At 55.9% G+C, this 20,263-nt stretch carries 18 protein-coding genes; 16 read left to right on the top strand and 2 right to left on the bottom strand.

Going from position 1 to position 20,263, the window contains the following annotated elements; translation table 11 throughout:
- Nucleotides 1-11 precede the first annotated feature (11 nt).
- Nucleotides 12-911: a helix-turn-helix transcriptional regulator gene (locus ACFOLF_RS15605; protein ID WP_210043386.1), complete on the bottom strand. Its 900-nt coding sequence runs from the start codon at nt 909-911 to the stop codon at nt 12-14.
- Between the two features lie 168 nt (nt 912-1,079).
- Between ACFOLF_RS15605 and ACFOLF_RS15600 the strand changes: the two genes are divergently transcribed.
- The 11 genes from ACFOLF_RS15600 to ACFOLF_RS15550 all read left to right on the top strand — a co-directional run bounded on the left by ACFOLF_RS15600 (nt 1,080) and on the right by ACFOLF_RS15550 (nt 12,120).
- Complete coding sequence (locus ACFOLF_RS15600) at nt 1,080-1,922, top strand: NAD-dependent epimerase/dehydratase family protein (protein ID WP_210043384.1); 843 nt, start codon at nt 1,080-1,082, stop codon at nt 1,920-1,922.
- A gap of 250 nt (nt 1,923-2,172) precedes the next feature.
- Nucleotides 2,173-3,018, top strand: coding sequence for a class I fructose-bisphosphate aldolase (locus ACFOLF_RS15595; RefSeq protein WP_379114156.1), 846 nt, complete (start codon nt 2,173-2,175; stop codon nt 3,016-3,018).
- A complete protein-coding gene (locus ACFOLF_RS15590) occupies nt 3,018-4,175 on the top strand; it encodes a Gfo/Idh/MocA family protein (protein ID WP_210043382.1) in 1,158 nt (385 codons plus the stop codon). The genes ACFOLF_RS15595 and ACFOLF_RS15590 overlap by 1 nt, the downstream gene beginning before the upstream one ends.
- A gap of 1 nt (nt 4,176) precedes the next feature.
- Complete coding sequence (locus ACFOLF_RS15585) at nt 4,177-5,361, top strand: carbohydrate kinase family protein (protein ID WP_379114158.1); 1,185 nt, start codon at nt 4,177-4,179, stop codon at nt 5,359-5,361.
- Nucleotides 5,362-5,523: 162 nt separating this feature from the next.
- A complete protein-coding gene (locus tag ACFOLF_RS15580) occupies nt 5,524-6,075 on the top strand; it encodes a D-lyxose/D-mannose family sugar isomerase (RefSeq protein WP_210043380.1) in 552 nt (183 codons plus the stop codon).
- Nucleotides 6,076-6,203: 128 nt separating this feature from the next.
- The gene (locus ACFOLF_RS15575; protein ID WP_210043379.1) at nt 6,204-7,247 is read left to right on the top strand and encodes a DUF4432 family protein; all 1,044 of its coding nucleotides are present in this window, start codon (nt 6,204-6,206) and stop codon (nt 7,245-7,247) included.
- A 49-nt stretch (nt 7,248-7,296) separates the two neighbouring features.
- Entirely contained in the window at nt 7,297-8,052 is a 756-nt protein-coding gene (locus ACFOLF_RS15570; protein ID WP_210043378.1) for a DeoR/GlpR family DNA-binding transcription regulator, read from the top strand.
- Between the two features lie 1,423 nt (nt 8,053-9,475).
- On the top strand, nt 9,476-9,910 hold the full coding sequence (locus tag ACFOLF_RS15565; RefSeq protein WP_210043376.1) for a YciI family protein: 435 nt from the start codon (nt 9,476-9,478) through the stop codon (nt 9,908-9,910).
- Nucleotides 9,907-11,166: an RNA polymerase sigma factor gene (locus ACFOLF_RS15560; protein WP_210043374.1), complete on the top strand. Its 1,260-nt coding sequence runs from the start codon at nt 9,907-9,909 to the stop codon at nt 11,164-11,166. Before ACFOLF_RS15565 ends, ACFOLF_RS15560 begins: the two co-directional genes overlap by 4 nt.
- Nucleotides 11,167-11,182: 16 nt before the next feature.
- A complete protein-coding gene (locus ACFOLF_RS15555) occupies nt 11,183-11,617 on the top strand; it encodes a YciI family protein (protein WP_210043364.1) in 435 nt (144 codons plus the stop codon).
- Nucleotides 11,618-11,781: 164 nt separating this feature from the next.
- On the top strand, nt 11,782-12,120 hold the full coding sequence (locus ACFOLF_RS15550; protein WP_210043362.1) for a DUF1801 domain-containing protein: 339 nt from the start codon (nt 11,782-11,784) through the stop codon (nt 12,118-12,120).
- A 152-nt stretch (nt 12,121-12,272) separates the two neighbouring features.
- Here ACFOLF_RS15550 and ACFOLF_RS15545 read toward each other — a convergent pair whose 3' ends face one another.
- Nucleotides 12,273-13,211: an NADP-dependent oxidoreductase gene (locus tag ACFOLF_RS15545; protein ID WP_210043355.1), complete on the bottom strand. Its 939-nt coding sequence runs from the start codon at nt 13,209-13,211 to the stop codon at nt 12,273-12,275.
- 237 nt (nt 13,212-13,448) lie between these two features.
- Here ACFOLF_RS15545 and ACFOLF_RS15540 point away from each other — a divergent pair, with 237 nt between their 5' ends.
- From ACFOLF_RS15540 to ACFOLF_RS15520, 5 genes are all read left to right on the top strand, one after another.
- Complete coding sequence (locus ACFOLF_RS15540; RefSeq protein WP_210043758.1) at nt 13,449-14,261, top strand: MmyB family transcriptional regulator; 813 nt, start codon at nt 13,449-13,451, stop codon at nt 14,259-14,261.
- Between the two features lie 210 nt (nt 14,262-14,471).
- Entirely contained in the window at nt 14,472-16,871 is a 2,400-nt protein-coding gene (locus ACFOLF_RS15535; RefSeq protein ID WP_210043353.1) for a glycoside hydrolase family 15 protein, read from the top strand.
- Between the two features lie 598 nt (nt 16,872-17,469).
- A complete protein-coding gene (locus tag ACFOLF_RS15530) occupies nt 17,470-18,366 on the top strand; it encodes an ABC transporter ATP-binding protein (protein ID WP_210043351.1) in 897 nt (298 codons plus the stop codon).
- Nucleotides 18,367-18,378: 12 nt separating this feature from the next.
- Nucleotides 18,379-19,134 carry an ABC transporter permease gene (locus tag ACFOLF_RS15525; protein WP_210043348.1) on the top strand — a complete coding sequence of 252 codons (756 nt, stop codon included), beginning with the start codon at nt 18,379-18,381 and terminating at the stop codon, nt 19,132-19,134.
- Nucleotide 19,135: 1 nt separating this feature from the next.
- A complete protein-coding gene (locus ACFOLF_RS15520) occupies nt 19,136-20,257 on the top strand; it encodes a sensor histidine kinase (RefSeq protein ID WP_210043346.1) in 1,122 nt (373 codons plus the stop codon).
- The last annotated feature ends 6 nt before the right edge of the window (nt 20,258-20,263 follow it).

The following is a 20,263-nucleotide window of genomic DNA, read 5'->3' as shown; positions in this document are numbered from 1 at the left end:
TGTTGTCCAGGTCAGGATAATCCATCTCCCCTGTCAGAAGCAGTCAGTGGATAAAGAACGGATTGCGGCGGGCCTGCGGAAGTTCCGTCACCCGCAAGCTTGACTGCAGTCGCGGGGGAGGCCGTGTAGACGGCAAGCTTCATTCCCGTAACTGTTGTGACTTGAAATGCCGCATACTCAAATTCCAGATCGCCAAGCTCGGGGTGGTTGAATTCCTTATGGCAATCCGGCATTTCCATCACTTGATGCTCCGACCAGAAGCGGACAAAGTCCGGGCTTGCCTCCTCCAGATCATGCTTCAATTCTTCAAACCAGGGATCACCCGGGTACAAAGCATAATCTGCGCGGAATTGGGCTACCAGTCCTTGAGCCATCTTGGACCAGTTCGGATTCTTCATCAGCTCCGGCATGGCGAAAGCGCGCCACAGCATATTTCGCGAATGGGGTCCCGGTATTTGCGAAAGGTTGAAAACGGTCTCCGCCGCCAGGTTCCAGTGAAGCAGATCCCATCTCCTTCCCATTACATAAGCAGGGTGGGGCTGCAGGGAGCGGAGCATCCGCTCCAGAGCGGGTCCCGCCTGTTCGGCTGGGAATGGCGGATCGATAAATAAGGGTTCCCGGGATAATGTGAACAGATGCTGCTGTTCGGCACGAGTCAGATGAAGCGCTTGAGCCAGGCTGTTTAGCACTTGAACGGAGGGCTGAATATTTCTTCCCTGCTCCAGGGCGGTATACCAGGAAACCCCGATATGCGCGAGCTCGGCAACCTCCTCACGCCGGAGTCCCGGTGTGCGTCTGCGCGTACTCTCGGGCAGGCCAACGTCCGCCGGCGTCAGCCGCGCGCGGCGCGTACGCAGGAAATCGGCGAGCGCCAGACGCCTCTCCTCATCCTTCTGCAAATTCTCGTTCATGATCAGAAGCCCCTCCTTATCCTGACACTCGGCATCCTACGATAACGGGCATGTGGATGCCTCTTCAGGCATGCATCATACTGGTATTGTATCAATTCGCGGGCAGCTATGAAAATAGACCCCGGTTGGAGCGAAGCATAAGAAAACGCCAGGAAAGAGGGAAAAACCATGCATATACTTGTTACAGGAGCGACGGGGCGCGTAGGAAGCAGGCTTGTTCGCAGATTGCTGGAACGCGGGGATAAGGTACGCATACTTGTCCGTAGCCGGCAGACCGCACAACCGCTGCAGGAGCTGGGAGCGGAAGTGGCGGTGGGGGATCTGCAGCAGCCGGATACCTTGGCTGACGCGGTCAGGGATGTGGAGGCCGTCATTCATCTGGCCGCCTTCTTCCGGGGAGCATCGGAGGCGGAAATGAAGGCTGTCAACACAGCCGGGACGCTTGCTCTGGCTCATGCCGCAGTACAAGCCGGGGTGAAGAGATTTGTATTCGCCAGCACGAATCTGGTGTACGAAGGTCTGGAAGGGCGCGCCCTGCGTGAAGATGACAGGTTCACCCCGGCGTTTCCCTATCCGGCAAGCAAAATAGAGGCGGAACAGGCGCTTATGGAGCTGCATCGTACGCATGGGCTGGGGCTCCGTATCATACGGCTGGCATTCGTTTACGGCGATGGGGATCCGCATCTGGAGGAAGGCATGAGATGGTTCGGGCAATGGCATCCGGCGAAACGGATTCATATGATCCATCATGCAGATGCGGCGCAGGCGATGATGCTTGCTGCCGACAGGACCGGCATCGATGGCCGTATCTATAATGCCGCCGACCTGGAGCCGGCTGCCGCCGCTGACATTATCGCGCTCTTGGGGAAAAAGCTTGACGAGGGCGCCTATGAGCGGACGCTTGAGCGCCCTTGGGAACATATTGTCGATGTTTCCCGCATTCAGAGCGAGCTCGGCTATATGCCGGTGTTTCCATCCCTGGCCAAGGCCGCAGAAGCCGGCGTGCTTTGAGGAATGCGGAGCAGCCCTTGTTATGGAGTTAGAGGGTTCGCATCATAAAAAGTGAAGATCATGAAGAATTAACAGCATAAAACCGCCGCTGCGCATGCATGGGCGGTTTTATGCTGTTATTTGAAGCTTGTTTCGCCTCTGATCCCTCAATTCCCGCTGCAAAGCCGTAGACAACGCAACAGCTTTATACTAATATATGAGTTATAAAAGAACATTATATGTTATTTTTAAACATTATAAGGAGCTGGTAATGATGTCGGTAACCCCGCGTTTGAACAGAATGTTCAGCAGACAAGGGAAATGCTTTGATGTTGCAATCGATCATGGGTTTTTTAACGAGTTCTCATTTCTATCGGGCATCGAGAATATGAAGCAGGCGATCCGGACGATTGTGGAAGCGAGTCCGGATTGCATTCAGCTCAGCACCGGGCAGGCGCGCCTGCTTCAGACCATCCCCGGCAAGCAGAAGCCGGGACTTGTGCTTCGCACGGATGCGGCGAATATTTATGGCTCGGAGCTGCCGGGCTTTCTGTTCAGCGAGCTGATCGACCGCGCGATCGAACAGGCAGTCCGCCTGGACGCGGTTGCCGTATGCGTGAATTTGCTGCTGCTTCCCAATCAGCCCGAGCTTCATCATCAATGCGTGAGGAACATCGCCCTGCTGAAAACCGAAAGCGAGAAATATGGCATGCCGCTCATGGTTGAACCGCTCGTCATGCTGCCGAATGAGCAAAAAGGCGGCTACATGGTGGACGGCGACATCCGCAGAATTATGGCGCTTGTACGTCAGGGCGTCGAGCTCGGCGCCGATGTGATCAAAGCCGATCCATGCGACGATGTCTCCCAATACCATCGTGTCATTGAGGTGGCATCCGGCGTTCCGGTGCTGGTGCGCGGCGGGGGCAGAGCGAGCGATGAGGAAATCGTGGGCCGGACTGTGGAGCTGATGAATCAGGGCGCGTCGGGAATCGTATATGGCCGCAATGTGATCCAGCACCCGAACCCGGCGGGGATGACCAATGCGCTGATGGCGATTGTGCATCACGGGGCTTCGGCTGAGACTGCACTTGATTTGCTGAAGGGAGAAGGGCAATAATGGGGAAAAAGCCAATACGCTTCGGCGTCATCGGATGCGGCCTGATGGGCAAGGAGTTCGCAAGCGCAGCTGCGCGCTGGTGCCATCTCGCGGATGTAGATTTTCAGCCGAGCATTGTGGCGGTATGCGATGCCAATCCTGCCGCAACGGAGTGGTTCACCGAGCAGGTGCCTAGCGTAAAATCCGCGTATTCCGACTATAAAGAGCTGCTGGCTGACGAGTCGGTGGACGCCGTCTACTGTGCCGTCCCCCATAATCTGCATGCGCAAATTTACGTGGATATTATCCGGGCAGGCAAGCATCTGCTCGGCGAAAAACCGTTCGGCATCGATGCGGAGGCGAATGCCCTGATCGCGCAGGCGGTGCGCGACAATCCCGGCGTTATCGTCCGCTGCTCCTCGGAATTTCCGTTCTTCCCCGGCGCACAGCAAATTGTGCAGTGGGTGAATGAGAACCGGTTCGGCCGGATCATTGAAGTGGAAGCCGGCTTCTGGCATTCCAGCGACCTTGACCCCACCAAGGTGATCAACTGGAAGCGGAGAATTGCAACCAATGGGGAGTATGGCTGCATGGGCGATCTCGGCATGCATGTGCTGCATCTGCCGATCCGCTTTGGCTGGAAGCCTGCCAATGTACGGGCGCTGCTGTCCAAGATTGTGAAAGAGCGCCCCGACGGCCGGGGCGGCCAAGCGGCCTGCGAGACTTGGGATAATGCCATTCTGGCCTGTGAAGTCGAAACGGCGGATCAGAAGTTCCCGATGGTGCTGTCCACCAAGCGCATTGCGCCAGGCCACGCCAATACCTGGTTTATCCGTATTCAGGGGACGGAATTCTCCGCTGAATTCTCGACGAAGAATCCGAAGCAGGTGGCTTCGCTTCCCTACTCCCCTGGGGGCGTGCAGGCATGGCATGTCGCTGACGCGCCGTACAAATCCGCCTACGGCACAATAACAGGCGGAATCTTCGAATTCGGCTTCTCCGATTCCATCCTGCAAATGTGGGCGGCGTTCTGCGATGAGCTGACCGGCGGCTCAGAGATGAAGCAGCCCTTCCACTGCGCAACGCCGGAAGAAGCGGCGGGAAGCCATCGCGTGTTCACCGCGGCGCTGGAGTCGCAGCGTACCGGACAAACGGTCGCGATTGATTGGAGGGATTAATTTGAGCGGGCCAGCGGCTGAGGTTGTTGTCGCAGGGCATATTTGCCTGGACCTGATTCCTGCCCTGCATGCCAAGGACAGCAGCATTCTCGTACCCGGCAAGCTGGTCGATGTCGGACCGGCTGTCATATCGACAGGAGGGGCTGTTTCCAACACCGGACTCGCGCTGCACCGGCTTGGCGTCGCTGCCCGTCTGATGGGCAAAATCGGCAATGACTGGTTCGGCAAAGCCATTCTGGAGGTGCTGTCCGGCTACGGCTCTGTGTTGACGGAAGGAATGATCCGCTCCGAGGGCGGCCACAGCTCCTATTCGATCGTCATCAGTCCGCCCGGCGTGGACCGTACCTTCCTGCACTGCACGGGTACGAACGATACGTTCGAAGCGGCAGATGTAAGAGCGGAGGCGCTGCAGGGCGCCCGAATGTTTCATTTCGGCTATCCGCCCCTGATGCGCAGCATGTACAGCAATGGCGGCGGGCAGCTTGCCGGGCTTCTGTCCCGGGTCAAAGCGGAAGGCCTGACGGTTTCCCTCGATATGGCGAAGCCCGATCCGGATTCCGACGCGGGCAAAGCCGACTGGCAGGCGATATTGGCGCTTGCGCTGCCCCATGTGGACGTATTCCTCCCGAGCTTCGAGGAAATCCTCTATATGCTGCGGCGGGATACCTACGAGCAGTTTGAAAGCGATAACAGCACGGGAGATCTGCTTGGTTATGCGGACGGCGGGCTGCTCTCGTCGCTGGCGGACGAGATGCTGGGCATGGGCACGGCCGTCGCCGCTATCAAGCTGGGCGAGCATGGGCTGTATGTGAAGACGACCGGGGATGCCGGGAGGCTTGCCGTCATGGGCAGATGCGGTCCGGATACGGATAGTCTGATGGACTGGCTGGGCCGCGAGCTCCTGGCGCCATGTTATGCCGTGAAGGCAGCGGGCACGACTGGAGCGGGCGATTGCACGATTGCCGGTTTTCTGACCGCCATGGTCAAGGGATTATCCCTTGAAGAGGCGCTTCGCAGCGCCGTCGGCGTCGGGGCCTGCAATGTAGAGCAGCCCGATGCGACAAGCGGCATCCCGCCGTGGGAAGCGGTGCGCGGACGCATCGAGGCAGGCTGGGAGCAGCGGGACGTCACTTTGATGCTCCCGGGGTGGCATTATGATGCGCCAAAGGGCGTGTGGTCGAAATAAGCGGTTCGTCTTCGAATTGGCCCGCGCCTGGCCGGATTGTGGTGCAGGCTTCATAACCTGCGCTTCTCCCGGCATGCGTTTGGGGAACAGATTGGCGAATGAAGATTCTCGGGTAACATTCTTACAGGTTTGAGCGATATCATTGAGGGAGGTCATCAGCTTATGTTGAGAAGCGAAGTGAGGCAAGCGCAGCAGCGTGCGGCTGCGATGTTCGCAGAGGCAGGCATTACCCTTGCGCCGGAGGAGGAAGCTGGAATTGAAGTTGCGGGTTTTGGACTCGGCCAGCTGGAAACGCAGGGCCTCGAGCTTGTTACTTATGTGAATACAGACCGCTACTGCGCCAAGGAGCTTGTGTTATTTCCGCGGCAGACCTGTCCGGAGCATATTCACCCCCCCATTAACGGGGAGCCGGGGAAAATGGAGACCTTCCGCTGCCGCTGGGGCAAGGTTTTCCTTTATGTGGAAGGCGAGCCTTCGAAGAATATATCGGCCATAGTGCCGCTCGGCAGCAGCCCGTATTATACGGTTTTTCACGAGGTGGAGCTGAATCCGGGCGAGCAGTATACGATTGCCCCGGGCACCAGGCATTGGTTTCAGGGAGGGAATGAAGGTGCGATCGTATCCGAATTTTCCAGCACCAGCCGGGACGAATACGATATCTTCACCGATCCGGCGATTCAACGGATGCCCGTCATTACGGAAGACGAAGCCTGATTGCATCCAGGGAAGCGGTATCGGCCCGAACCGCGGGCAGTTGCCGGCGGTAGACGTCAGGCTTGCATGACGGCGGTCTGTTACGCTGGAAATCCGGTTCCGAACGTACTTTGGGAGGATGAGCTCGAATGCATTTATACGGAAGAAGCTGGACCCGCCGGGAGCTGGAAGCGCGCGTTGGAAGCATCAGCCAGATCGGTGGAGTACGGAGGATGCAGCTGACGGAAGGCAAGGAGAGGGATGTCGAAGCCATTCAGGTGCGGACCGGCGCCGGCTTGACTTATTACGTCATACCCTCCAAGGGTCTTGATATATCGCTTGCAGAGCTTGGGGGAATGCCGGTCAGCTGGCAGTCTCCCAATGGGGATGTTCATCCGGCGTATTATGAAGCGGAAGGCACTGGATGGCTGCGCACTGCTTCCGGCGGATTGCTGATGACCTGTGGTCTTGCCCATGTGGGCTCGCCGGCCGAAGACAGCGGAGGAAGATACGGCCTGCACGGCCGGGTTCATCATACCCCGGCCAGTCAGGTCAATGCGGCCGCCGTCTGGAACGAAGACGAGCTGGATTTGATCGTTTCCGGAACCGTGGAGGAGACGGCCATGTTCGGCACGAAGCTCCGGCTGGTCCGCACCATCACCAGCAGATTGGGGCAGAACCGGATCGCCATTGAGGACCGGGTGGAAAATGCCGGCTTCGCCAGCTGCCCGCATATGATGCTGTACCATTTCAATTTCGGCTTCCCGCTGCTTGGCGAAGGGACGCATATCTCGTTTCCCGAGGCAGAAGTGATACCCGTCACCCAGGGAATTCCGGTTGAAGGCTATGACCGTTGGGAGAAGCCCGATCCGGCTGCAGCCGAACATGTGTATGAGCATCATCTGGCGGAGGACGCGGCGGATAGCCAGGGGATGGCGGAAGCCGTGATTCATTGCCCGGTTTTCCCCGTCGGGGCAGGCTCTCAGCCGATAAGCGCAAGCTTGCGCTGGTCGGTGGACTCGCTGCCCCGTCTGCTGCAGTGGCGGATGCCCGGGGCGGGCGAGCATGTGCTGGGTCTGGAGCCGGCCAACTGTACGGTGGACGGCGTGCGCGGCCCAGGCTGTTACCGCGAGCTTGAACCAGGTGAGTCGGTCCTTTACAAGCTGGAGTTGAACCTTGCCTGGAAATCGTGAATAATAGATAAAAATCAGACAAAGCCGTTTGGCGGGAGGACCGCATACGATGAGCATCACGCTTAATGATCGTCAGCAGCAAATATTGGAGCGGTTGAACGCTGAAGGCGAAGTGAAAATCGCCGAGCTCAGGGAAGCATTCGCTGTGACGGAAATGACCATCCGCAGGGATCTCGAGAAGCTGGAAGCGGCCGGACATGCGAAGCGCACCTTTGGCGGGGCCATTGTGTTCGGCAATGACATTGCGCTGCAGGAACGCGCAGGCTATATGACCGAGGAGAAGCGCCGGATCGGAAAACGGGCAGCCGAGCGGGTTCTGCCCGGCGAGTCGGTCTTTATCGACGGCGGTTCCACAACACTGCAGGTGGCTCGCTATCTGAAGTCCGCCGCCGGCATTACGGTCGTGACCAACGCCCTCAATGTGGCGGCCGAGCTTACAGGCAAGCAAATTCCGGTGATTGTCACCGGAGGAACGCTGCTTGATGCGACGGCATCGCTGGTTGGCCCGATCGCTGCCGGAACGGTGGCCGGCATGGCGTTCGACCGCGCTTTTCTGGGGACAAGCGGCGTCAGTCTGCTTCATGGCTTCAGCAATTCCAATATGTACGAAGCGGAAATCAAGAAGCTTGCGATCAGGCAATCCGCGGAGGTGAATGTGGTGCTCGACCACAGCAAATTCGGGGAGAAGGAGCTGGTATCCTTCGCGGCTTTTACCGAAGTGCACCGCATTATTACCGAAGAGCTGCCGCAGGGAGAACTGGCTGGTGTTTTTCAGGAGGCCGGTGTGGAGATCATGCTGGGCTGATCGTGCGGACATGTGGTCGGACAGCCGTCATGCAACGCCACACCGCCACAGTGATGTTAGGCCATCATAGGGCGGCAGGACCGAGAAAGACCATGGAAGCGATAGGCTTCTATGGTCTTTTTTCTAAACGATCAGGAAAGGATGTCTCATCCTTTTCTGATCGTTTAGGGGGAAAATAGCGTTGCCGCCAAGCACGGCGACAGCCGGTTCTTCTTAAAATATAACAAAGTATAAAACTTCTCCATACTTTTCTTCCCTTAATAAGGGGAGAAACTCCCTCTGCCGCCAAAAGGACGGCGACAGCCGTTTCTTCTTGCATACCCGGCTCAAGTCGGGGCAGTTATGATCACCTTAAGTTCTGACGGCATTGAGGAGCCGATACAGTAAGATTCTTCCTTGCTGGAGAGTCCAGCCGGCGGCGGATATATGCTGTTAGCAGGAAATTCCCGCTTGGAGATTGTTTCGAGTGGCGGGTTATGAGATATCTGGCTGGTAGTCAGGTTTTACCTTGCTGGAGCCTCCGATCAATGGCAGATTCACACTCCAGGCCGGAATTTCCTGCTTAGAGATCGCTTCGTCGGGCAGTATCGGACGACGGACGCCGAGGTTCCGTAGGTTCATGTTCCCGCATGAGCTGAGAATCATCAACAACAGATATCACTGCTGAGTAAGGTACGGCTTTTTCATCATAGAATGAAAAGTTCAGATTCTCGGGTTCTGTTCCTCCATAAAAATAAATATCATTCAGGCTCCTTTCAGAGGTACTATTACAAACAAGGATAATAGTTACAAAGGAGGTGGAGTCATACAATCGAACAAACAACTGTATTTCCGTCTAATATTTTATCCAATAGTAATTGTACTATCTTGTTTCATTGTTATTAGATCTCCTTTTCTCTTCGTGAAGATTATTCAGTTATTTCTTATTGTAGTTGTTTCAGGCACTCTCGGGGCTTTAATAAGAGAGCTGTTCTACCGGAAGGAACAGTCGAAGGCAATCCGGCAGGGACTGACTGAAGAAGAACATACAGATTTCTAAAATAAGGCCTGTCTCGTACTGCTGCCTTTTATGCGCTTGAAAAATATGTTAAAAGACTTCAATGAATTGATTTTGGTTGTCCTGCGCTTTAAACTTATAGTAGAGCGACCTCCTGGATGGGTTTTTGAGGCAATGACCTCGTACGCGATCCCATCGTAACGAGGCGCTCGTTTGTTTGCCCAGGTGAAAATCATAGCCGAATACCGCAATCTTTGAGCTGCCGCGTACCCGTGACGTATGACCGCTGCTTTCCGCCGAAAAAAATTTATTAAACCGCATGTCGATCCGTTCGTCTTTCGTTCGTCGTCTATATAGAGGCAGGTTAAACCGCCCGAATCGGGTGGTGCAGCAGGCTTTAGCAAAATAAGAGGAGGCATACCACGTATGCGATTTATGATGATCGTCAAAGCCACAAAGGATTCAGAAGCCGGCGCAATGCCGAGCGAAGAGCTGTTCGAAGCGATGATGCGGTATAACGAGGAACTGGTAAAGGCCGGCGTGCTGCTTGCTGCCGATGGTCTGCATCCGAGCTCAAGCGCAATCCGGATCTCTTATCCGGAGCCGGGCGGCAAGCCAAAGGTGCTGGACGGACCGTTCACCGAGGCGAAGGAGATGATCGCCGGTTACACGCTGATTGAGGTCAAATCGAGGGAAGAAGCCATTGAATGGGCGATGCGCATGCCGGATCCTCACGGCTTTGGCGAGGGACAGATCGAGCTTCGCCAAGTATTCGAGGGCCCGGAGCTGACGGAAAATCCGGAGCTGCTGGCGGATCATGATGCGCTGCGTGAGGAAATGGAGAGGCGCAGCAGGCCGTGACGCACTCCGCTTCCCACCGGACAATCGATGCTGTATGGCGTATTGAATCGCCGAAGCTTATCGCGGGATTGACCCGAATGGTGCGCGACGTGGGACTCGCCGAGGATCTCGCGCAGGATGCGCTCGTCATCGCCCTCGAACGGTGGCCGGATTCCGGAATTCCGGACAACCCCGGCGGCTGGCTTATGGCTGCTTCCAAGCGGCGGGCGATCGACTTTTTGCGGAGGAGCAAGCTGCGCGACCGGAAATATGAGGAGGTCGGACGCAGCGCCGATTTATACACAGAAGATGATCTGGAAGCTGCGAAGGACGGGGAGATCGGCGACGATCTCCTGCGTCTCATTTTTATGACCTGCCATCCGGTTCTGTCCCGCGAGGCTCGGATTGCTCTGACGCTTCGCCTTCTGGGCGGGCTTACAACCGATGAAATTGCACGGGCCTTCTTTGCTGCTGAACCGACCATCGCGCAGCGGATCGTCCGCGCGAAGCGGACGCTCCGGGAAGCCGGGGCTGTATTCGAAGTTCCATCCGGCAGTGAGCTCAAGGAACGTCTTGCGACGGTGCTGGAGGTCATCTATCTTCTGTTCAACGAAGGCTATGCGGCAACGTCGGGAAGCAGCTGGATACGCCCGCTGCTCTGCCAGGAAGCGCTGAGATTGGGGCGCGTCCTTGCGGAATTTGCGCCAGCGGAGCCGGAGGTTCACGGCCTGGTTGCCCTCATGGAAATTCAATCGTCGCGGTTCAAAACCCGGGTGAGCCCCACAGGCGAGCCGGTTCTGCTTATGGACCAGAACCGGGCGCAGTGGGATCAACTGCTGATCCGCCGCGGCTTGGCTGCGCTCAAGCGTGCCCAGATGCTCGACCGCCCGCTCGGCCCTTATGCGCTGCAGGCAGCGATATCCGCATGCCATGCCAGAGCGCGTAATGCCGGGGAGACCGATTGGGCGCGAATTGCCGCGCTCTATGAAGCGCTGTCGCGGGTGATGCCGTCGCCGGTGGTCGAGCTGAACCGCGCTGTGGCCATTGCGATGGCGTTCGGGCCGGCATTCGGCCTTCAGCTCGTCGATGAGCTGACTTCCGAGCCGGCATTAAAGGAATACCACTTGCTGCCGAGCGTTCGGGGCGATCTCCTGGTCAAGCTGGGGCGCCGGGAGGAAGCGAGGGAAGAGTTTGAGCGCGCGGCATCGCTGACGAGAAATGAACGCGAGCGCGAGCTGCTGCTTAGGCGTGCCGCTGAATGCGAATCGGGAGGATAATGGGAGGAGGATACTTATGAGATTTATCCTGATGACGAGAGCGACCAGACACTCGGAGGCGGGTGTCCGGCCAAGCCGCGAAAGCATCGATGCAATGAACGCCTATCACGAGGAGCTGGAGAAAGCCGGCGTGCTGCTCGCTGCCGAGCGGCTGTATCCGAGCTCAAGCGGACTGCGAATGTCGTTTTCCAGGCCCGGGGGCCAACCCTCCGTAACCTCGGGGCCTTTGGCAGAGGTGAACGAGCTGGTGGCGGGATTTACGCTCATCGAAGTGAAATCCGAAGAGGAAGCGATTGAATGGGCTTTGCGTGTCCCGGATCCTCACGGCTATGGCGAGGGTGTAATCGAGCTGCGCCAGCTCTTTGACCGCAGGACACCGGCACAGGATCCGGGAATGCGGGTCCTGGAGGACGAGCTGCACAGCCAGATCGACATGCTGAAAAAAAGTTAAAACATTATTTTTCCGGTTTTGTCGATTTAACGGTTTTTCATTCGTTGTGTAGATAGGAGACGGATTTTAGCAGGTAACAACTCTTTAACTACATTAGTGAAAGCGGCTGATTACCTGGCGGTAAGAAATATTCACCCATTACATCTTGCAGAGGAGAGTCTCAAATGAACCAGGAAGTAACGGATTTTATAGAAGCGGTGAAGGAGCCGTGGCAGGGGCAGCTATGCGCCAGTCTGCGCGAGGTTGTGCACGGGGCGATTCCGGATGTTCATGAGCGGATTCAATATAAGAAGCCCCATTTCTTGAAAAACGGCAAATATGCGGCTGTCATCTCGACGTCGAAGGATGCGGTAAGCTTCACGATCTTCAACACCGCGGAGCTTGCGCTTCCTGCAGGCTTCGACGGGCCGCCGGAGAGGAAAACGATCAAGCTGCGGCAGGGGCAAGCGATCGATGCCGAGATGTTGTCCTCCCTGGTCTGCCAGGCGTCGTCGACATTATAAAATATTTTGATGAGCCGGTTATATGATGTGGAATTAAGATGAGCGTCAAATAGCTCCCACCTGGCGGCGGGAGTACATGCTGTTGTTCCCGTTTTCTTCATTTGGCAATCAGCCGGAATCGAAGCTGACCAGGGCATGAACAGTTCAAGCGGTTACGGATTCCGTGCAATCAGGAGCTGACCTTTCTTACGGCCGGCTGCGCTCGCGCGATGCGCCTCCGCAATTCCCTCGGCGCTGAATGGAAAAATTCGCTCAATATGCACCTTCAGCTTTTTGTCCTGGACATTGCGCATAAGGGATGACCAATCGCTGCTGTTCGGCTCTGGGCGGACAAATTGGGCTTCGATGCCGCGAATGCGCGGATTCTTGCTGATTGACGGGGATACGAGGGATAGAAGCTTGCCTCCGTCCTTCAGGACCGTGTAACTTTTCCGCTCCGTTTCTCCGCCGTCCCTCACCATATCGAGCACGATATCTACCGGGCTGACAGCTTCCGCAAAATCGGTTGTGACGTAATCGATCACCTCATCAGCCCCCAACTGCCGTACAAATTCTTGATTGTCGCCACGCGCCGTGGCAATCACGTAAGCCCCGTGCCGCTTGGCCAGTTGAACGGCAATATGACCCACAGCCCCAGCACCTGCGTGAATCAGAATGCGCTGTCCCGGCTGCAGCTCGCCGTACTGAAACAACGACTGCCATGCGGTCAACCCGACAGCCGGTAACGCGGCGGTTTCCTCGAACGAAAGCATAGACGGGATAACTGCGAGTCCCCTCTCATCCACTGCCGCATAATCCGCATAGTCTCCGCCGGCTGCAGTCAGCCCTATGACACGGTCGCCCTGCTTCACATGCTTAACCTTCTCTCCGACTTCTCTCACCACGCCGGCGATTTCAATACCAAGAACATGCGGAAACCGGAGAGGAATGATATTCCGGAACGCCCCTGAGAGGATAAGATGGTCCCCGGAATTGACCGTCGTTACGTACATTTCCACAAGCGCCTCCGTTTCTTTCAACTCCGGTTTGGCTGTTCCCTGTTCCTGCAGAACCTCGGGAGTCCCGTAATCGACCATAACGACCGCTTTCATATTGCTTCCTCCTATCCTGATCTAACAATAGAGAATACGTCTTTATCCGATAGTCATCCATGCTCCAGTGAGCGTAAATTGACCTCGGTTTTATGGAGAAGTATACTTTAGTAAAACATTTAGCCCAAGTGTAAAACTACACCTGGACCTGAATGAGGGGGGAAAGTCGTGCATGGAAACCGGAGCCCGCAGCATAAATGGCTGAAAGCCGCATTGGGAGAAATCGAAACGCTTCGTATGAAGCGCCAGCGTCAATATGCCGATCAATCCCATCCTTCGTTAAAACGATTCACGCAGCAGGAGCTGAACGACGAGGCCTGCCTGACGTATAAAAACCTGCTGGTTGGACGTTCGCACAGATTGCCGGACCGTCAAACGATGCTTCGTATTGCCGAATATCTTGAATGCACCTCCGATGAGCGCAATGATCTGCTCGCAGCTGCCGGATATCTTCCGATCCTGCCCGAAATGGCGGGACGATCCCTGGAGCTTGCTCTGGAGCAGGCGCATCAATTGATGGCAAATTTATCTCTTCCAGCCATGATCGTAACCCCGACGTTGGATATCAAGGAGTTTAATGAACCATTCCGCGATTTATTTGATATTCCCCGCGAATTATTTTATGAGAACCGTATGAATCTAATCGATTTTCATTTCAATTACGATCTTCCCATACGGGCTCGCTCCACTTACGATGCAGCATCGTTCGAACAGTGGGAATCGCATGCCATCAATGGGATACAAACTTTCAAGAGGAACCATCTGCTTTCCCGGCACGATGACTGGTATCAAAGATTGATTCGAAAATTCCATCAATACGGCGATACCGATAAGTATTGGAATATGGAGCCGAAGACTCCGGAACACCAAGAAAACTACTCCAGAATCATATTAGCCAGAACGGAAAGCGCAGGCGGGTTAGTTCCGATCCGTTACAGGCAAGTCTTTCTTTCCGCCGGCAGCAGCATGTATCCGGGAATCGGAGTTTTCCTGCCGGTTGACGAACCGGCGCGCCAAGCGTTTGCTCACTTAGGTTGTCCTGCCGTGTGATGTTTCGATTCGAAGAGGGCTGAAGCTGCTTTTTATCTTAAATTGTTCTCCAAGCGCGCGTCCGATCAGGACGCTTTTTTTTGTCGATGCTAAAATGAGCAGTCCTCACGCAGCATGGACGGGCAGTTTACGGCCGCCCTGCAGGGGTAAAATATAATCATTAGTGGCATGTGCACGGACAACAATAAGAATACAGGGGGATTGTTGCAGATGAATGAAGCCTTCGGCAGACCCGGGGAGCGTCCGACCTGGACGACAGGGGCCAAATCCGGTGTGGGTACCGCGGCAAGTCCCGAATCGCTGGTATGGTTCACTTTTTCGCAAGGGATAATGAATGAGGTTTATTATCCGCAGGTCGATACGGCAAATATAAAAGATGCGCAGTTCGTGGTGGCGGGAGATGGATTTTTCTCTGAGGAGAAGTCGGGTACCAGGCATAAAATGGAGCGGTTGGATCTGTGGGCGCCCGCTTTCCGGATTACGAACACCTGCCTCTCGGGACGGTATGAGATTACCAAGGATGTGATCACGGACCCTTCCCGAAATACGCTGATTCAGCAGGTCCGCTTCATTCCCCTGGAGGGAAAGCTTGCGGATTATTCGCTGTTCGCGCTGACCTCCCCGCATATCGGAAATCAGGGTTACCACAATGACGCGCGGATCGGCGAATATCGGGGTAATCCTATGCTGCTCGCTTCCTCCGGCTCCATCACGCTTGCCGTTATGTGCTCCTCCGGTTTCAGCAAACGCTCGGTCGGATATGCCGGTACCTCCGGCGGCTGGCAGGATATCGCCGCAAACTATAGAATGACGAATGAGTTTGATTCGGCCCCGAACGGCAATGTTGTGCTCACAGGACAGATCGATTTGCCGGAGGATGGGGCGTTTACGCTTGTTTTCGGCTTCGGGAAGACGGAGGAGGAAGCGGCAGGCCAGGCCTATGCCACGATAGAGGCAGGCTATGAGAACTGCTACACGGCCTACGTGGATCAGTGGAAAAAACGAACGGAGCCTATTCGTAATTTATCCGCCTGTACGGGGGATGACGGGGCATTATTCCGTTCAAGCGTCCAAGTGCTGCTGAGCCATCAGGACAAGCTCCATCCCGGCGGGACGATCGCTTCGCTTTCCTTCCCGTGGGGGGAGACAAGCACGGCGGACGGTCAGACGGGCGGTTACCATCTGGTATGGCCGCGGGATTTGGTACAGACGGCAACGGGCCATATGGCGATTGACGATGTGGAGAGCGCCCGGGCGATCCTGCTCTACCTGGCCGGAATTCAGCAGGAATGCGGAGGCTGGCATCAGAACAACTGGATTGACGGACGCCCTTTCTGGGATGGCATTCAGCTGGATGAGACGGCTTTTCCGGTTATTCTCGCCTGGCGGCTGAGTGAACGAAATGCGCTGGAGGGCTTCGACCCTTGGCCGATGGTGTTCAAAGCAGCGGCTTTTCTGATCCGGCAGGGGCCGGTGACCGGGCAGGAGCGGTGGGAAGAGGACGGCGGGTATTCCCCTTCGACGCTGGCGGCCATGATCACGGCGCTGATCTGCACTGCCGATCTGGCTGATGCACAAGGCGAACGGGAGCATTCCGTCTATCTGACAGAGGTTGCGGATTGGTGGGCGAGCAATCTGGATGCGTGGACCTATACGACGAACAGCCTGCTCGATCCGGAGCTGCCTGCCCATTACGAGCGGCTGAACACGGTTGTGGTCGGCAATCCGGATCACGATAGTCTCCATCAAGGCAAAATCCCGATCCGCAATCTGGCGCCGGATGTGCAGAGCGAGTTCCCGGTGGATGATGTGGTGGATGCGGGATTCCTGCAGCTGGTCGATTACGGCATACGCCCGCCCCATGATCCGCATATCCTGAAATCTGTGCAGGTGGTGGATAAGGTAATTAAAGTGGAGCTGCCTGCCGGGCCGAGCTGGTACCGGTATAATCATGACGGCTACGGCGAGCATGAGAACGGTGATCCCTTCCAGGGCTACGGGGTCGGACAGGCATGGCCCCTGCTTACGGGAGAACGGGCGCACTATGAATTGGCAGCGGGAAATAAAGCGGAGGCGGAGCGTCTGGCGCGCGCCCTTGAGGATTTCGCCGCCGGTAATAAACTGCTGCCCGAACAGCTGTGGACCCTTCCGGACATTCCGGACAAGGGACTGCACAGGGGCAAGCCGACTGGCTCCGCTATGCCGCTGGTATGGGCTCATGCGGAATATCTCAACCTGCTGCGGAGTCTGCAGGATGATCAATTATTCGACCGCGTGCCGATCGTTGCCGAGCGCTATAAGGATGGGCCGCCTGCGCTGCGCAACGTCTGGCGTTTCAATCATAAGGTCAGCTCGACGAATGTGGGCGAGCCTCTGCGGATCGAGGTTCTGGCTCAGGCGCGCATTCACTGGAGCATGGATAATTGGCACACCGTACATGATGATGAGATGCGGGGCAGCGGGTTCGGGACTTATTGGTTTGATATCCCCTTATCCGCCAGCGACAAGCTGACGGGCGTGGAGTTCACTTTCTATTGGACGGACTCCCGGACCTGGGAGAACGCGGATTTTACGATATGGATCAGGCATCCTTTGGCGGAGAATCGCTAAGCCATTCTCCGCCCTGGCCCTTCATCATCAGGATGAAGCCCCTGAAAATTAGTCGACCCCCGCTGATTAATCAGCGGGGGTCATTTGTATTAGTCGCTTAGCCTGCGCCGTCAAACCGATCGATCGATTCAGCGGAGCGCATATGCGATGTATATAATAGCGTAACATTTAGTGGTCTTCGATTCACTTGCACGAAAACAACGAAAGCCCTTACCTCTCAGTCGTCCTTGCGGTTCCAATGACCGCGCCAGTTTGAATCCGTGTTCCTTAAAGCAGCCGTGATAAAAGGAATGTGTTAACTGGATGGGAGGATAACCATCTTAACTAAAACTAAATCGGGGAAAACCATGAGGTTACACTACATATAGATTTATAATATATCACATTCTATTAATAATGTCAAATTCCATTCAAAGAAATTCGCGTCTCCCTGACCGCACTGCTTCCCTCCCTGATGGATCCAACCTGTATGACATTTGTCATGCGCAAGACATTACATTCGTGAATACCTGCCGGCATCACGTCTTGGTAAGATGAAATCAACAAAGAGGCCGCAGCACAAGGCCTACTGCAAACAAGGAATAAGGGGTGGGAATCCATGACAGCAGCCATACAGCTGGATCAGGTGACGAAGATCTATAAAGGGAAGAAAGCAGTCGACGGGTTATCCTTGACGATTGAGAAAGGCAGCGTAGTGGCGCTTCTTGGCCCCAACGGCGCAGGCAAGACAACAACGGTCTCCATGATACTTGGCCTCCATCAGCCGACCAGCGGCAGCGTCAAGCTGCTCGGGGGAGACCCCCGGGACCCGCGGATCCGCGACCAGATCGGCGCGATGCTGCAGGATGTCAGCGTCATCGATAATCTGAAAGTGAATGAAACGATAGAGCTGTTCCGCCATTATTACGAGAAGCCGCTGCCGCTTGAGCAGCTGCTGCGGATTTCCGGCCTGGAGAAGGAGAAGAACAAGATGGCAACGGCGCTCTCCGGCGGACAGCAGCGCCGGCTCGGATTCGCGCTGGCTGTAGCAGGCGATCCTGAGGTGCTGTTTCTCGACGAACCGACAGTCGGGATGGATGTCTCCTCGCGCCAGCTCTTCTGGGATACGATTCGCGCCATGGCGGGAAGAGGCCGGACTATTGTGCTGACGACCCATTATCTCGAGGAAGCGGACAGTGTAGCCGACCGGATTGTGGTCATCAATAACGGGAAGCTGATCGCCGATGGCACGCCAAGCGAGATCAAGGCGGAAACAACAGGCCGTGTAATAACGTTCACTGCCGGAGCCTCCGTCACCCCGGATTCGCTGGCGGCAATGCCGGGAGTCACGGATATCCAGTGGAGCGGACGGAAGGTCAGACTGTTCAGCGGCAATACGGACGGATTGATCGCCGCCCTTGTAGAGAAACGGATCGATATGCGCGATATTGAAATTGCCAGCGGCGGACTTGAGGATGCTTTCCAGGCGCTTGTTCAGCAAACTACCCAACGATAGGAGAGATTGATAATGAAAAACACAAGTATGCGGGCGACATGGGCGCAGTGCAAAGCGGAGCTGATTCGCACGGCACGGAATAAACGGTTTGTTTTCTTCTCGGTCATCATGCCGGTAGCTTTCTTCTTTATCTTCACCAGTGCGATGGGAAGCGATACAACGGTCGGGGGTGTGGATTTCAGCTCGTACTATCTCATGTCCATGACGGTATACGGGGTTATCGGGGCAAGCCTCATGTCCTTTTCCCAGCGGATCTCCAAGGAGCGCTCTCAAGGATGGATCAGACTGCTGCATATTACCCCTCTGCCATCATGGTCCTATATCTTCTCCAAGGTGGCGGCGCAGGCGTTCATTAATTTGATTATTATTGCCATGATGTTCATCATCGGCGGGATTGCCAAGGGCATCGATTTATCCCCGGCCGTCTGGATCGAAAGCGGTCTGTGGATATGGATCGGCGGCTTTTCCTTCATGGCGCTTGGCACGCTGCTGGGCACGATCAAGAATGCGGATGTCGTACAGGTGATCAGCATGATCGTGTATATGGGGCTTTCGGTGCTGGGCGGTCTGTGGATGCCGACCTCCACGATGTCGGCGGAGCTGCAGAATCTGGCCCAATTCACGCCGACCTTCCGGCTTGGCCAGGGAGCCTGGAATCTGGTGGCCGGAGGTTCCCTCGACTGGAGAGGCGTGCTGATATTGGCAGCGTATGTGCTGGTATTTATGGTATTATCCTCTTATATCATTAAAAAGCGGGAAGCGGTGTAATATGAAGCGATCGGCCGTGCGGCCCCGTAAAGGGCCGCCCCTTTACTTTTCATTTGTTTTTTTGTTTTACTTGGCGTTTCCGCTCACCGAGCTGTTTAGCCGTCCCGTTGGGGAGCTTGTGATCGGACTCCTTGTCCTTGCCGTATTTACAGCCCTGTATCTCTACAGCTCCAAAGTGAACCGGGGAAGGCTTATTTCTGTTTTTTTGCAGCTTATCATTATAGGGCTGTTCTGCTACCGGTATAATGCGGGCTTCATTTATATGGCCTTCTATCCGTCCCCCATCATCGGATTGATATCGTCGAGGAAGCAGATGTACGTTGGAATGGGCGCGATGGTTGCGCTGTTCATTGCCGTGGGATTGTACTATCAGCTGTACCTGAGCGCTAATGACATGATCCAGATTGTACCTGCGATGCTGGTGATGCTCTTCCTGCCTTTTGCGCTGCGGCTGGGGCAAAAGTCATTTGAGCTGCGGGAAAAGCTCAATCTGGCGAACGAGGAGATTGCGCGGTTGTCCAAGAACGAGGAGCGGCAGCGGATCTCCCGCGATCTGCATGATACGCTGGGTCATACCCTGTCGCTTATCACGCTCAAGAGCGAGCTTGCGGAGAGGCTGATCGTGAAGAATCCGGAGCGCGCCGCGCAGGAGGTCAAGGATATTCACGCCACCTCGCGGGCGGCGCTGAAGCAGGTGCGGGAGCTGGTATCCGGGATGAATGCCGTAACGGTCCGGGACGAACTGGTAAACGCGAAACAAATATTGGCTGCGGCAGATATTGTGCTTGAGGTTCGCGGCGAGCTTGCGGAAAGCATGGCATCACCGCTTGCCGACAATATTCTGGGCATGTGCCTGCGCGAAGCGGTCACGAACATCGTCAAGCACAGCAAGGCGAGAACATGCACGGTGGAGTGGAGGGGGGAGCCGGATCTGCTTCATCTTAAAGTTTCCGATGACGGCCGCGGCATCGACCCCGCTGCGGGGGTCACTGACGGGAACGGGCTGAACGGCATGAAGGAGCGGCTTAAGCTGGTCGAGGGCGACTTGAGCTTCGCGCCATTCAAAGGCAGCGGCACTTCTGTAACCTTCACAGTGCCGCGGGTTACCAAATCGATGGAATAAAGGGGG

Source organism: Paenibacillus sepulcri, from assembly GCF_042647105.1.
Taxonomy (GTDB): domain Bacteria; phylum Bacillota; class Bacilli; order Paenibacillales; family Paenibacillaceae; genus Paenibacillus_Z; species Paenibacillus_Z sepulcri.
This window is presented reverse-complemented; position numbering and strand designations above follow the sequence as displayed.

Coding starts and splice junctions, on each gene's coding strand:
- ACFOLF_RS15605 (WP_210043386.1), bottom strand. CDS start 911: ATGAACGAGAATTTGCAGAAGGATGAGGAGAGGCGTCTGGCGCTCGCC.
- ACFOLF_RS15600 (WP_210043384.1), top strand. CDS start 1,080: ATGCATATACTTGTTACAGGAGCGACGGGGCGCGTAGGAAGCAGGCTT.
- ACFOLF_RS15595 (WP_379114156.1), top strand. CDS start 2,173: ATGATGTCGGTAACCCCGCGTTTGAACAGAATGTTCAGCAGACAAGGG.
- ACFOLF_RS15590 (WP_210043382.1), top strand. CDS start 3,018: ATGGGGAAAAAGCCAATACGCTTCGGCGTCATCGGATGCGGCCTGATG.
- ACFOLF_RS15580 (WP_210043380.1), top strand. CDS start 5,524: ATGTTGAGAAGCGAAGTGAGGCAAGCGCAGCAGCGTGCGGCTGCGATG.
- ACFOLF_RS15575 (WP_210043379.1), top strand. CDS start 6,204: ATGCATTTATACGGAAGAAGCTGGACCCGCCGGGAGCTGGAAGCGCGC.
- ACFOLF_RS15570 (WP_210043378.1), top strand. CDS start 7,297: ATGAGCATCACGCTTAATGATCGTCAGCAGCAAATATTGGAGCGGTTG.
- ACFOLF_RS15565 (WP_210043376.1), top strand. CDS start 9,476: ATGCGATTTATGATGATCGTCAAAGCCACAAAGGATTCAGAAGCCGGC.
- ACFOLF_RS15555 (WP_210043364.1), top strand. CDS start 11,183: ATGAGATTTATCCTGATGACGAGAGCGACCAGACACTCGGAGGCGGGT.
- ACFOLF_RS15550 (WP_210043362.1), top strand. CDS start 11,782: ATGAACCAGGAAGTAACGGATTTTATAGAAGCGGTGAAGGAGCCGTGG.
- ACFOLF_RS15545 (WP_210043355.1), bottom strand. CDS start 13,211: ATGAAAGCGGTCGTTATGGTCGATTACGGGACTCCCGAGGTTCTGCAG.
- ACFOLF_RS15540 (WP_210043758.1), top strand. CDS start 13,449: ATGAAGCGCCAGCGTCAATATGCCGATCAATCCCATCCTTCGTTAAAA.
- ACFOLF_RS15535 (WP_210043353.1), top strand. CDS start 14,472: ATGAATGAAGCCTTCGGCAGACCCGGGGAGCGTCCGACCTGGACGACA.
- ACFOLF_RS15530 (WP_210043351.1), top strand. CDS start 17,470: ATGACAGCAGCCATACAGCTGGATCAGGTGACGAAGATCTATAAAGGG.
- ACFOLF_RS15525 (WP_210043348.1), top strand. CDS start 18,379: ATGAAAAACACAAGTATGCGGGCGACATGGGCGCAGTGCAAAGCGGAG.
- ACFOLF_RS15520 (WP_210043346.1), top strand. CDS start 19,136: ATGAAGCGATCGGCCGTGCGGCCCCGTAAAGGGCCGCCCCTTTACTTT.